Source organism: Candidatus Hydrogenedentota bacterium, assembly GCA_019695095.1.
Classification (GTDB): Bacteria; Hydrogenedentota; Hydrogenedentia; order Hydrogenedentales; family SLHB01; genus JAIBAQ01.
In genome coordinates this window covers 1-14020 of sequence record JAIBAQ010000034.1, presented here as the reverse complement: position 1 = coordinate 14020, position 14020 = coordinate 1, and the positions used below count along the sequence as shown (strand labels likewise).

At 59.8% G+C, this 14020-nt stretch carries 9 protein-coding genes; 7 read left to right on the top strand and 2 right to left on the bottom strand.

Features of this window, described 5'->3' with window-relative positions; genetic code table 11:
* Positions 1–40 precede the first annotated feature (40 nt).
* A complete protein-coding gene (gene rnk / locus K1Y02_08065; protein ID MBX7256304.1) occupies positions 41–457 on the top strand; it encodes a nucleoside diphosphate kinase regulator in 417 nt (138 codons plus the stop codon).
* Positions 458–526: 69 nt separating this feature from the next.
* Here the strand turns inward: rnk and K1Y02_08060 are convergent, their stop codons facing one another.
* The gene (locus K1Y02_08060; protein ID MBX7256303.1) at positions 527–3604 is read right to left on the bottom strand and encodes a sigma-70 family RNA polymerase sigma factor; all 3078 of its coding nucleotides are present in this window, start codon (positions 3602–3604) and stop codon (positions 527–529) included.
* Positions 3605–3806: 202 nt separating this feature from the next.
* On the opposite strand from K1Y02_08060, the gene K1Y02_08055 reads away from it, so the two are divergent.
* Complete coding sequence (locus K1Y02_08055) at positions 3807–4919, top strand: DUF418 domain-containing protein (GenBank protein MBX7256302.1); 1113 nt, start codon at positions 3807–3809, stop codon at positions 4917–4919.
* 87 nt (positions 4920–5006) lie between these two features.
* A complete protein-coding gene (locus K1Y02_08050) occupies positions 5007–6683 on the top strand; it encodes a cellulase family glycosylhydrolase (GenBank protein MBX7256301.1) in 1677 nt (558 codons plus the stop codon).
* On the opposite strand, the gene K1Y02_08045 is transcribed toward K1Y02_08050, so the two are convergent.
* Positions 6658–7392 (bottom strand): class I SAM-dependent methyltransferase, encoded by a 735-nt coding sequence (locus tag K1Y02_08045; GenBank protein ID MBX7256300.1) that lies wholly within the window; start codon positions 7390–7392, stop codon positions 6658–6660. The two genes, K1Y02_08050 and K1Y02_08045, sit on opposite strands and share 26 nt — an antisense overlap.
* A gap of 422 nt (positions 7393–7814) precedes the next feature.
* Here K1Y02_08045 and K1Y02_08040 point away from each other — a divergent pair, with 422 nt between their 5' ends.
* The 4 genes from K1Y02_08040 to K1Y02_08025 all read left to right on the top strand — a co-directional run.
* Complete coding sequence (locus tag K1Y02_08040) at positions 7815–9863, top strand: right-handed parallel beta-helix repeat-containing protein (protein MBX7256299.1); 2049 nt, start codon at positions 7815–7817, stop codon at positions 9861–9863.
* Between the two features lie 29 nt (positions 9864–9892).
* Complete coding sequence (locus K1Y02_08035) at positions 9893–11017, top strand: hypothetical protein (GenBank protein MBX7256298.1); 1125 nt, start codon at positions 9893–9895, stop codon at positions 11015–11017.
* Positions 11018–11056: 39 nt separating this feature from the next.
* Positions 11057–12715 (top strand): LamG domain-containing protein, encoded by a 1659-nt coding sequence (locus tag K1Y02_08030; protein ID MBX7256297.1) that lies wholly within the window; start codon positions 11057–11059, stop codon positions 12713–12715.
* Between the two features lie 638 nt (positions 12716–13353).
* A partial coding sequence (locus tag K1Y02_08025) for a helix-turn-helix domain-containing protein (protein ID MBX7256296.1) occupies positions 13354–14020 on the top strand: 667 nt, incomplete at its 3' end.

The following is a 14020-nucleotide window of genomic DNA, read 5'->3' as shown; positions in this document are numbered from 1 at the left end:
TTGTATGCCGCAACGTCGATGAGAATAGGAGTGGAATGCCATGGCAAAACGAAAAATCTACATCACCACACAGGATCGAGCCCGTATTGAGAGTCTCCTGTGCGAATTGCCGCACTCCGCCCTCCGTGGAGAGACGGACCATGTAGACCTTGAGCAGGAACTCAAGTCGGCAAGAATTGTGGAGCCGAAAAAGGTTCCGCCCACGGTGGTCACGATGCGTTCGCGGGTGGTGCTGAGCGAGTTGGAGTCCGGAGCCCGGCGCGAGTTGACGCTCGTGTATCCGAATGAAGCCGATGTGGATAGGGGCAAGATTTCCGTGCTGTCTCCCGTAGGAAAAGCCATCCTCGGGTATTCCACGGGCGATACAGTGGCATGGAAAGTGCCAACCGGAGTCAAGCACTTCCGAGTCGAGCAGGTTCTGTACCAACCTGAAGCCGCCGGACACTACCAACTGTAAGTGATAAGCAGACAGAGGGCAGAGACTCGGTAGTCTCTGCCCTCGTCTACTTCAATCCAGTGCCTGTTGCTACCAATGAATCTCGCGCCGTTCGCCGGCCTTCAACGTGATGTTCTCCTTATGCCAGATCTGGAGGCCGTACGAATGCACCATGTACCGCCCTGGTGCAAGTCTATCGCAATAAAACGTACCGTCGTCGTTGATTGGAACACATTCATTCCAAATGGCCTCGTTGCCATCCATCCAGAAAATAGTAACGCCGCCCCCCAACCCATTCGGATCGACCGGCGTGGCAACGCTTCCCGTCAACACCGCCTGCGGTTCCATCTCCAGTCTGAACGGCGTGGAGAAAGGTACATCGTGAAGCCAGTACCGGCCGTACCCCGTGCATTCGACGGCAACCCAGCCTTTGCTATCAGCCCAATCGGGGAACGAAAACACGCCTTGCGCGTCAGTTGTGGCGTGCTGCGACCCAGGGAAATTCGTGACGGTACTGTCCCAACCGGAGAACGGAAACGAGTACGGAAACGTCCCGGCTGCAACACCGTCGGCCTCATTGATGGAGATCCGCGCACCGTCCAACGGCACGCCGGTCGCCCTGTCCACAATCACGCCATTGAATCCACCCGGCATCGGCGAGGCTGTCAATTCGATACGCGGGCTGTCCATGCCTGAGTTGCCCACGGAATGCAGTCTCACGCGCGGAACAGTCGCCAGCGAGTATCCGTCCGCGCGTACCGTAAGCCTCCCGTGAACACCCGCCTTCGCCTGAATGTCGCCGAGTTGGAACGTGCCGTCTTCTGAATTGACCAGCACTTCTTCACCATAAACTCGGAAGTCCATCGGGCTTGTGTCCGTTGAATGGCTAATCTTGATCCAGAATCGTTGAATGGGCTTGTGCGTGACCTTGTCCAGGACCTGTCCAACCACCTCGCATTCGGGTGTTTGAACGACGATGCGCTGATTGCCGCGGTTAACCTGCAACTCCGCGAGTGTGCCGCCAGGGCCCGTATCGCCGCGAGAAATGGCGCGGACCTTGATGCGGCCATCCTCAGTCAATCCCTCAAGCCGGAACTCACCCATAGCATTCGTCATTGCGCGCGCCTCATTCGAAACCACCGTGACGCACGACAAGGGCTCGCCTTCATTGTCTACCACGCTTCCCGTTATCCAATTGCCTTCGGACGACGGCATGACTACCTCTTCGGCGGTTTCCTCGACCGCTTCCACCGGTTCGTCTGAAGGCCCCGCGTAGGCATTCATAAACGTGGGGACATCTTCTTCGTACTTGGCGGAAGGATCTCGTCGCAGCTGAATATCGATGACCGCAGTACGGCTTCCCGAATCAAAACTTGCCCACGCGGTCCCGTCGACTTGCCGATACCCGTTGCTGCGCGCCATGACGGGCAAACGAGAGTGCTCCGTATCGACTCCCGAGATTGTGTAGGCACCATGACGGTCCGTTATCGCGAGACAGTTCGATAGCTGGAAACCCGATCCCGACAAGGCCAGCTTCACGGGCACTCCCGGCATCGGCTTTCCCCCGCTTCCCGTCACTCGGCCACGAATAGTCCCCGCCGCGCGGGCGCGCAGCTCAAGAGCAACGGCGCTTGTACCGCCAGCGAACGCATGCGAATAGCAGTACCAGGCGTCGTCCACGACCGCGAGCGTATTGTCATAGTTCCGGTGAAGGGCTTTGAATTCAAACCTTCCCGCAGCGTCCGTGCGAAGCGCCTGGCCCCCGCTTGAGACCACGATGACCCCCGCGAGCGGAATCCCCGTGGCGTCATCGACCACAATGCCTTTCACCGAAAGCCCAGGCTCGACCCGCGTTTGCGTGTAAAGGGTACTGCCCTCCGCTACCACGATCGGCGCGCTGCAACCGCCATCGATTCCAGCCATACCTTGCCACTGCGCAGCGAGACTATACTTTCCGGGAGGCAGGTCAATGCTGAACCAGCCGTCCGCGTTGCTGCGCGTCTTCCCTGCAATAGCAACACGCGGCCCGCGCCATGTGTGGAACATGACCTCGGCGCCGCCGGCGGGTTCATCATTCAACGTAAGAATCTGTCCAATAATCTCACCCTTCCGGCCGGTATGACGAAGCGGGCCGTCCCACTCGTGTATCGGGCTGTCCGGAGGATGAACCACAATCGCTTTCAAGGCTGGAGACGTTTCGGGTGCGGACACCGGATCTACCGCCGTTGCCGCCGGAGTTGCCTCCTCAGTGACATCACGCTCCGGTTTTGCATGCTCGACGGGCGGTGAAGGGGACGTCTTCGTATCGACTTCTACCGCGCTGCTTGACTCGGTAACCGAATCTGCCAGTGGTTCCGGTTCGGACTGAACGCCCGCATTCCACCCCGACAACAGCACCAACAGTACGGCCACGCCGCCGGCTGCGCTTGCCCAAATCCCCGCGGTTAGCGGACCACGCGTGGTGAGCACTCCCAACAGACTCTTCACGATTCCCGCCCCGACGGTGGCCGCTCCCGCCTTGGCCATCGTGCCCACGGGTATCGCGGCTATTGCCGCCAAGACGCCCGCCGTGAATCCTGAACCCGGACGCGTGCGAGATAGCGACGCCTCGACGACTTCCGCGACTTGCGCGCGCAGGAATTCACGGCCCCGATGCAGCCGTTGGCGCACTGCCGCGTCGGACATCCCCAAGGTCTTGGCCACCTCCTCTACCGACCGGCCTTCCCGGTAGTAGAGGATGAGCGGTATGCGGAAGCCTTCGGGGATCTTCTCCAGCGCATGCCAGACAACAGCCTCGTGTTCGCGCTTAATTGCCGCTTCTCGCGGCGTCGGACTGGGATCGGCCACGCCTCGCCCTGTTTCGAGCGCGGCGGTCTTCGTGAGAACGTCCCTCTGCCGTTTCCGGAGCCACGTCAGGCCAACGTTACGCGCAATCCCGCAGAGCCACGAACGAAATGCGCTGGGGTCGCGCAGCCGATCAAGATGTGTCCACGCGGCGACAAAGGTCTCTTGGGCAAGGTCTTCGCTCGCGTGCATGTCGCCCGTCGTGCCGTAGGTGACCGCGCACACCAGATGTTTGTACTTCTCAACAAGCAGTCCGTATGCGCTGCGATCGCCGCGTTGCGACGCCGCCAATGCCGACGATTCGGATGAGGTGAATGGGGCCATGTTTGGAATCCCTCTCTAGTGTATCACCAGTTCTTTCCAAGCCCGTGCTTCCGGGATTCACTACATAAGTCGCAACTTGGGGCGCTTGCGTGACACGTTTTGCCTTAAGCCATGCCAATTGAGCACAATCCCTCTGGAACCGCCGCCCTAGCGGCCGCATTCGGACTCAATTGGGGGTGCGAGATGATGTGGGGGATCGTGCGTGGAACGTGATCGAGCCTCGGTTGTTTCCGGCAAACGCGCACGGGTTCTGGGACTGGACGTTGCGCGCGCCGTTGCCATCTTCGGAATGGTCTTTGTCAACTATAAGAACGCCATGAACGCGCGCGGAGGCGGCCCGAGTTGGCTGCTTCTGCTACTGGACCGGTTCGACGGACGCGCCTCGGTCACGTTCGTAACGCTCGCCGGCATGGGGGCCATCCTGCTCTCCGAACAGGCGCGCGAATCGAACGACCCCGCCCTTCGCAGTGCCGCGCGTGCGCGCGTATTCAAGCGCGCGGTGTTCATCTTCGTGCTGGGATTGGGACTGTTCCGGGTCTGGCCAGGGGACATCCTGCACTTCTACGGACTCTACATGGCCACTGGAGCACTGCTGATTTACGCCCCCACGTACGTGTATCCCTTGCTTGCGCTTGCAGCACTTGCGATTTCGATTCCAATGCGTTTCTCGCTGGATCACGGTGCGGGATACGGCCCCGACCACATGTGGTATCTGGATTTCTGGTCCCTCGCGGGCTTCCCGCGTAATTTGTTCTACAACGGCTTCCACCCCTACTTCCCCTGGATAGGGTTCTACCTTCTGGGAATGTGGCTCGCGCGCCGTATTCTTGGGAATCCCGAGCGTCGCGCCCGCTACCTGGCAGTTTCCGTTAGTGTGGCCTTGGCTGCGGAGTTCGGAATGCGAGGGTGGGAGCAAATGCTCTGGCGCATGACCTCGTATGCGCCCGCGCTGCGGCAATCGATTATGAAATGGCATGCAGTCATGCCAAGTGTGTTCAATTTCACTGCCTCACAGGCCACAGCCATTTCGGTCATTCTCATCTGTCTCATAATCTGCGAACGCCGTCCGGACTCAAGAACCGTTCGCGCACTCGCCAACACGGGGCAACTCGCGTTGACTCATTATTTGGGTCATATCATCCTTGTGTTGGGACCGCTGCTCATCTTCAATCAGCTCGAATACATCCATCCGCGCCTCTACTCTGTCGCATTCGCGCTTGCATACTTCGCCGCCGCCGTACTCTTCTCCGTGGCGTGGCGGTCGCGCCATGCCCAGGGTCCTTTGGAATGGATCATGCGCCGGACGGCGGGATAGTCGCGATCCGAGTAGTGCCCGTCTTGAGAAAGGGTGTATGGTTGTGTCGAGCAGAAATCGAGATTGATCAACCGATGGGGTAGTGTCATGAGAATAGCAATTGCCAGCAGTTTCCTAATCGCGCTCGTGGCAGCGCTGGGATGCGGAAAGTCCGTTCAGCCGACTCCGGATGTCCCTCCGCCCACGGAAAAGCCTGTTGTCGTACCCGAAACGACGACACAGGAGGCAACACCACAGCCACCACCCGTTGCAGTCATTCCGCCGAAGAGGTCGCCGTTCGTGTCGGTTAAAGATGGCGCCTTTATCGATTCCGAAGGCCGTCAACTGCTATTGCACGGTATGGCCGTGATCAGCAAGGACCCCAAGGAGAACTACCAAAGCTGGCACGGCCCGGAAGACTTCGCGCAGATGCGCCGTTGGGGGATGAACTGCATCCGGCTTGGAATCATCTGGGACGGCTTGGAACCGGAGCCCGGCAAATTCGATGAGGAATACCTCAAGAAGGTGGATCAGCGTATCGAGTGGGCGCGCGACAACAAGCTCTATGTCTTTCTCGACATGCACCAGGACTTGTTCAGCGTGAAGTACAGTGATGGCGCGCCGGAATGGGCCACGTTGGATGAAGGTCTGCCGCATACCACCGGCGCCGTGTGGAGCGACTCCTATCAACTGAGTGCCGCGGTGAAGAAGTCCTTCGACAACTTCTGGGCGAACAAACCCGGCCCGGACGGCGTCGGAGTTCAGGAGCGGTTTGCGCTGGCGTGGCAACACGTGGCGAAACGCTATGCGGACAATCCGACGGTGATCGGTTATGACCTCTTCAACGAACCCAACGAAGGTAGCGGCATACCGGATCTTCAGATCCTGATGGCCTCGGCTTTTGCAGAAGCCATGGCCGCAAAGGATGGTACGAAGCCAGACGTCCTGAGTGTCGCCTCCAAGTGGATGGACCCGAAAGGGCGCAGCGAATTAATGACGCGCCTGCAGGACATCGACATCTTCACAAAGGTCGTCGATGCGCCGCAGGAAGCGGTTCAAGCATTTGAGCGCGCACACGTGGTGCCGATGTTTCAGCGGGTCGCGAACGCGATACGCGAAGTCGACACGAATCACATTTTGTTTCTCGAGACTCTTATGGCATGCAACATGGGCATTCGTACCGGACTCGAACCGCTGATGGGACCGGACGGCCAGCGCGATCCGCTGCAAGCCTACGCGCCGCACGGCTACGACATCGTGGTAGACACGCCGGATTTGACGAACGCGTCGAACGAGCGCGTGAAACTCATCTTCGACCGGCACGCAGAGTCGGGCAAGCGACTGAATATGCCCGTTCTCATCGGCGAATGGGGCGCTTACGGCGGCGCCGGTCCAGCAATCGTTCCCACTGCCGAATTCACGGTTCGCGAGTTCGAGCGCCATGGATTCAGCGACACGTTCTGGGAGTACGGCCGATACGTCAAAGATGCGGCATATCTTCCTGCGCTGCACCGCGCTATTCCATTGCACGTGGCAGGGTCGCTGGTTTCCTATGGGAAAGACCCCGGAGCCGGATCGTTCCTCTTCGTATGGAACGAAGACCCGGCCATCACGGCACCCACGCAGATCTTCATGCCCGAAGATGAGAAGATCGACTCCTGGGACATTTCCGGCGGCCCATCTGTCTCTCCCGAGTTCGACCAGAACGAGAAAACGATGTTTATCGTGCCTCCGCAAGGGAAAGCGGCCGAAGTGCAGCTTAAGATGATGCGGAAGCCCTCATAACGTAGAAGACATATCCGTACCAGGCCGAATAGGCCCTGAACATCTCGAATTCCTTTTCCTCTTCATTGAGCAACCGAAGGGCCTCGGGATCGTCGTGATACTTCTCGCGTAGGGCTGCGACGCGCGCTTCGAGCGGCGCGTAGTAATGCGTCCACCAGTCATCGTCCGGCAACGTGAAGTGACCTACGATGTCGTATTGGGCAGCGTGGGCACGCCCCAGGTTTGTTTCAATGTCGGCCATGGCGGGGTAAACGGTTTCCCAAAATGTGCGTACTGGCTCTGGTGGACGGGGCTTTAACCAAGAGAGTTCCGTGATCGCGACGTATCCGCGCGGCTTCAGGAACCGCCGCCACGCACGCAGTCCATTCTCGACGCCCATGAAGTAAATGGCTCCCTCGGACCAGATCGCGTCAAACGAAGCGTCGGGAAAATCCAACTCGAACATCGACTGGTTACGCGTCTCAATGCGATGTGCCACGCCTGCCGCGCGAGCACGCCGGTTCAACTCGTCAAGATACGGCGCATGCGTATCGACCGCGATGATCGGGCCTTCTGTGAGCGCAGACAATTCCAGCGTCTGCATGCCTGGACCGCACCCGATGTCGAGGACAGCGGCATCCTTAGGCAACTCTTTCATCAGAGCATAGGCCGCACGCGTCGATTTGTTGCTTCCCGGACCTTCCCGAGGCAAACCGCTGTGTATTTCCATGAAGATGTCCAAGTGCCCCTCCTTCTTCGCGCTACAACGGTTTCAGAGCAGAACGAGCTTAGCATGATCCTCAGAAAGAGAACTTCTCTTTGACCAGACTTGTCGCAAACGCTCTGCACGCGAAGACTCGTTACTCTGGAGCGCTGCAAGCGCGAAATATTCCAGCTTGGGTGAAATTCGCGACCGAGATCTGACCCGTTTCTCCGGAGCGCTGCAAGCGCGAAATACTCCAGCCTGGGGTGAGATTCGCGTCCCTGACGCGAATCGAAACCCCAGGTATCAGCCCCCCTTCCCATCGTGCGCCCTGTAAGGGCGCGAGTGGCTCGCCTCGCGAGAAACGCGCCTCTGTATTCAGGCCAATCGACCAATTGCCCTCGGCATTTGTGTAGAATCTCCCGAACCACAACGACAAGGGAAGTATCATGCGAATACTGGTTGCCGCAATGCTGATTGGCGCGTGCAGCGCGTGGGCCGTGGAACTGCACGTGGCCTCTACGGGGAACGACGCAAACACGGGAACGGCGGATTCGCCGTTCGCCACACTGGCGCGAGCCCGCGAAGCCGTGCGAGCACTGCGGCAGAACGGTGCACTTCCCGACGGGGGAGTGACCGTCTCCATTCACGGAGGTGAGTACCGTTTAACCGAGAGCTTCATGCTGGGCAGTGAAGACAGCGGACAGGGTGCAGATCGGCCCGTGACCTATCGGGCCGTTCCCGGAGAAACGGTACGTTTCACCGGCGGTGCGATCATTCCCGCGGAGGCCTTTGCCCCGCTGACAGACAACGCGATCCTGGATCGCATGGATGACGCGGCGAAGACTCCCACGCTCTGCGTGGACCTGAAGGCCTTGGGCATTACGAACCTCGGTGCGATGCCCGACAATTTTGTTGAGCCGCCAAATGTGCCAGAGCTGTTCTTTGACGACGCGCGGATGACGCTTGCCCGTTGGCCCAACGGCGACTGGGCGCACATTGCGCGCGTCGTCGAGAGTGGTCCCGCGCCCTGGCGAAACGTAACCTCCGACAAACCGGGTATCTTCGAATACGAAGGCGATCGTCCCGTACGCTGGAAGAACGCGCCGGGCGTGTGGCTGCTCGGCTATTGGTGCTTCGACTGGGCCAGCGAGACGATTAAAGTCGCGTCCATCGACACGGAAAAGCGCCAGATCACGCTGGGCTTCAACCACGTCTACGGAATTGGCGGTGGCAATCCCGCGCCGAGACGTTTCTGCGCCATTAATCTGCTCGAAGAACTCGACCAACCCGGCGAGTATTACATCGACCGTGAAAACGCACGCCTGTACTTTTGGCCGCCCAAACCCTTAACCGGCGCCCGTGTTGTCCTATCGACGCTCACGACGCCGATGATTGTCATGAAGGACGCCTCGCACATCACGGTCCAAGGGGTGACGTTGGAGACCAGTTGCATGCGCGGCATCGAGATCTCCGGCGGCCGCGAAAACCGTATTGCCGCGTGCACAATACGCAACATGGGCCTCGACGGCATTGCAGTGGACGGCGGCGAGAAGCACCAAATTGTCGGGTGCGATCTCTTCGACCTTGGCACGGCGGGCATCAGCCTCGGCGGCGGAGACCGTAAGACCCTGACGCCGTGCGGCCACGAGGCGATCAATAACCACATCTATCAAGTCTCGCGCCGTAGACGGACGCATGCGTTTCCCGTCCACATATCAGGCGTTGGCGTACGCATCGCGCACAATCTGATCCACGACACCCCGCACCAAGCCATCGGCCTTGGCGGCAACGATCACATTATCGAGCTGAACGAGATCTACAACTCGGGTCTGGAGAGCGACGATTGCGGCGCCTTCTACATGGGCCGCAATCCCTCCGAGCGCGGCAACGAAATTCGCTTCAACTACTGGCACGATACCGGCAGCGCCATGAGCCACGGCAGTTGCGCGGTGTATTTCGACGACGGCACCGGCGGCCAGAAGGTATTTGGCAATGTGTTCTACCGCGCCGCAGGCGGCTCTTTTGGCGCGGTGTTCATTCACGGCGGCCACGACAATGTCGTCGAGAACAATGTGTTCGTCGAGTGCAAACGCGCCATGGGACATGTACCTTGGGACGACAAGGGGTGGAACGAGTGGCTCGGCGGCGATTTGTGGCGCACGCGCCTGCTTGAAGAAGTGGACATCACCAAACCTCCCTACATCGAGCGTTATCCCCAATTGCAGGGATTCATGGACCAGACTCCGAAGATGCGCGTGAATCGCGCAACACGTAACCTCATTTACAGGTGCGAAGATGAGGCATCGGGCAACTGGAGCCTGTCGAACAACTGGATTGCGCAGGAAGATCCGGGATTCGTGGATGCCGCGACGCAAAACTTTCAATTGCGCGACGGTGCGCCCGTATTTGAACATATTAAAGGTTTCGAGAAGATCCCCTTCGATACTATTGGCTTGTATAAGGACGAGTTCAGAACGGAATTAGCGGTCCGCTGACGGACCACCCACCGTAAGGAGATTCTATCGTGGTTTCGATGGTTGCAGTGGCGTTGCTTCTCTCGGCGGCGGTCGATACCTCCGCGCCGCAACAGAACGGATCGTATCTTCTACGTACAGCCGCGCTGATGGAAGCGTGCCGTGCGGACATTCCATCGATGACCCCCGTTGCGGAAATCGCCGCGAAGAAACTCGCGGACGGCGGGCGTCTATTCGCGTCGGGAGATCCCGGCCTCGTGAGCGAGGTCAGTGGACGCGCAGGCGGCTTCATGATGATCCGTTCGCTGGGCGACACCAAACTTCAGCCTAACGACGTCGTGATGCACTTCGCCATGCCCGGAGACACCGCCGCGATACCCGGCGGCGCCATCGTCTTCGGCGGCAAACCCGGACAAGGCGAATCGGCCTGCTACCCAGGCCACGCAGATGCGACCGGCGTGTCGCCACGCCTGGCATACGCCGCAGACGCGTGGATCTTCACCGGCGAACTGATTGCCGCACTGACGCGGATTGGCAAGACGCCCGTCCTCTTCGAGAGCATTGGCGCTTACACCGGCAACGCGCGTATCGTTCAATACAAGAGCGGCGAGATTGCCTACCACGACAACCTCACGGTGCCGCCAGTGAAAGCAGGCGAGCTCGGCAATCGTTTCGTCGACGAAATCACGCGCATGGTCAAACGCGTCGAGTCGGAAGAGCGCGCGAAGCTCGACAAAGCGGGCGCCTGGGCGCGAGAAGCGCGCGCGAAGGGCGGCTCGTTGTACATGTACAGCATGGGCCACATCTTCCCCTTCGAAGTGGAGCAGACTGCCATTGGCAGCCTCTTCAAGTCGGCGGTATGGAATGCGGGATTTCACGGCGCGCACCCCATGGACACCTACGGACCGAATGACCTCGCCGTACACATCGGATACCAGCAACCCACGGACATCTTGCTGCGGCGCGCGCGGCCCGCGGGAGCGCGTGTGGTCTACGTGACCGTGCGCGAAGACCGCGATTTCGTGAAAGATGACGGCGTAATATGGATCGATCCCATGTGGGACTGGCCCGATGCGTGTGTACCGATGGAAGGTTACGATGTACCCGTCCTCGCGGCATCCGGCCTCGTCAACGGAGCCATCGCATGGGAAATCTATCGGTTGTCGAACGGCTAATCCTGCTCACATAGACGCAACGTAAGGAGAATCCCGGCCATGATGCGGTACGCGCTTGTCTTTGTGATCGGAACCGGCCTTGTATGGTCGGCACGCGCCGCTGAACCCATTGCGCATTGGCCGCTTGTCGCGGATGGGCAGGACGCTTCCCCCAACGCACGGCACGCCGTGAACCACGGCGCCGTGTTTGACTCGCCCTCTCCGGACGGCACACGCGCCGCACGCTTTGATGGCCGCGCCGCGTATCTCGAAGTGCCAAGCGAGCATGCCCCCGCGTTGGGCACGGGTGACTTCACGATCTCCGCGTGGGTGTGCACGGAAGCCTCGTTGGACGACGGGCTCGGCGATATCGTCGGCATGTACGACGCCGCCGCGCGGCGCGGACTCAACTTCGGTATTCTCGCGGCGACCGGCGTGACCAATTCGCAGCCCAATTACCGGACGGTCTACGCGGGCATCGACAACGCGCAATCGGAGCCGCAGTGGACCGATTGCGGGCGGCCCGGCAACGCGATCTTCATCTTCGGCATGGCCGTGCACGAAGGGCAGTTGTACGCGGCAACCTGCGAGCCCGGCGAGAAGGAATCGGGCCATGTGTACCGGTACGACGGCGGCACGCAGTGGATTGATTGCGGCAGCCCGGACAAGAGCAACGCCGTGGCATCGCTCGCGGTGTACGACGGCCATCTCTATGCGGGCACCGGTTGGTATGACACGACCGGTTCCTCGCTCGGTGCGTCGCCCAACACCACGCCGGGCGGCAAAGTCTATCGTTACGATGGCGACACGAAGTGGACGTTCTGCGGCGTGCTCTCGAACCCAGAAACCGGCGAAGCCGCCACAATGGGCGGCATGGGCGTATACAAGGGCAAGCTGTACGCAACGACGCTCAAGCAACCCGGATTCGGATTGTACCGGTACGAAGGCGGCACTTCGTGGACCTACTGCGGCAATCCGGGCCGGCGCGTGCTGAATCCGTGCACGTTCAACGGCAAGCTGTACATGGTCTCCTACGATCAGCCCGGCGGCCCTTTCACGTATGACGGAACCGACTGGGCGTATGTGGGCGGCACCATCGATCCGCCGATTTACCAGGACTACTCGTTCACCGTCTACGAAGGGCGCCTGCACGTATCCACGTGGCCGCAAGCGTACGTCTACAAGATGGACGAGAAGGGCGTGTTCACGCCGCGCGGACGCACCGCCGAGGAACTCGAAACGATGGGCATGATGGCCTACAACGGCAAGCTCTACGTGGGCACGCTGCCTTCGGCGCAGGTCTTCCGCCTGGATGGCGAAAACACGTGGACGCCTTTCGGTCAGCCGCTTGATACCACCGACACGAAGTACCGCCGCGCATGGTCGATGGCGGTCTATAAAGGCAAGCTGTTCTGCGGCGTGTTGCCGACAGGCAGAGTCTTCAGCATCGAAGCCGGCCGCAACGTCACGTGCGACACCGCCCTGGAGCCGGGTTGGCGTAACGTAAGCGTCGTGCGCAAGGGTGGCAGCCTAAGTTTGTACATAGACGGCAAGCTGGTATCCACCAGCGCGCCGTTCGATCCCGCGCAATACGACCTGTCGAACGGCCAGCCATTCCGGATTGGTTTTGGCGCCGCCGACTACTTCAACGGCTGGATCAAGGATGTCCGCGTCTACAACGAAGCCGTCGTTCCCGATGCAAAGCCCGCGTTGAATTGAGAAATGCGCGTTCCGTCGCGCATCAGTTCAATGAGCAACTTCCGCGATACGAAGTGCATCATTCGATGATCGGACACTCGTCCGATGCTGCGTCCGCCTCCGGCGGAGGAAGTCTCTGGTTTGCCGTCGGACGGCCCCGGTTCGTCTGTGGCGCTGGGACTCTATGCCGGGAAGGCTGGACTTTCCGTAGTGAGAGCGCTCGCCTGACCACGAATTACACGAATGGGAGAATGTGCAAGCAGGCGCTAAGAGCTTGCCAGATAGATAGCGGCAACGTGAGGCAGGCATCTTGCCTGCCTCTTTAGACGCATGACTGCCCCTGGAAAGAGGCAGGCAAGATGCCTGCCACACGTTTAATACGCCTGTTCCTTTCGGTAGAGCCCATTCTCCGTGCCGGGGGGCCTGGCCTTCCGCGCTACACAGTCCGCCGCCCAGGGGGTCCCCAATGTGACGATTCGAGGGGTCGAGCGGCAGCCGAGGGCGGCTGCCGCTCGAGTTTCAGATGAAGAGAGTTGACCACGAATTACACGAATCACGCGAATGGGTAGAGGGAAGTGTCCTAGTCACGACTTGATTTGACACCTGACACGAGAATTGGGTCAGGTATCCCTTTGGCGCCAACCAAAGGAGAGATAACCATGACCCAATCCAACAAGCTCGTACGAGCCAAGCTGAGTCTACTCGAGTTAGGGGAACTGCTCAACAACGTATCCCAGGCATGCCGGACAATGGGGGTGTCTCGTCAGCACTTCTATGACATCAAGCAGGCGTACGAAGAAGGCGGTATCGAAGCCCTTCGCGAGCAGTCACGGCGAAAGCCGAATCATCGTAACCGCGTGGCCCCGGAAATCGAGGAGGCCATTGTGAAAGTAGCTGAAGACTTCCCCGCCTACGGCCAGGTGCGGGCGGCCAATGAGTTGCGCCAACGGGGCTTTTCCATCTCGGCCGCCGGCGTACGTTGCGTCTGGATGCGACACGACCTGGAGACTTTTAAGAAACGATTGAAGCGGCTCGAAGTAAAGTCGGCCCAGGAAGGCGTCGTGTTCACCGAGGCACAGCTGCAGGCGCTCGAACGAGCGCGGAAGACCCGTGAGAGCGACCCGGATGAGGTCGAAACGCACCACCCCGGTTACCTCATTTCCCAAGACACGATGTACGTGGGCTATATCAAGGGTGTGGGCCGTATTTACCAACAGACGGTGGTTGACACCTTCGCGTCAGTCGCATTCACCAAGCTGTACGACTCCAAGACACCGCTGACGGCCGCGGACGTGTTAAACGAACGGGTCCTGCCCTTCTTCGAGG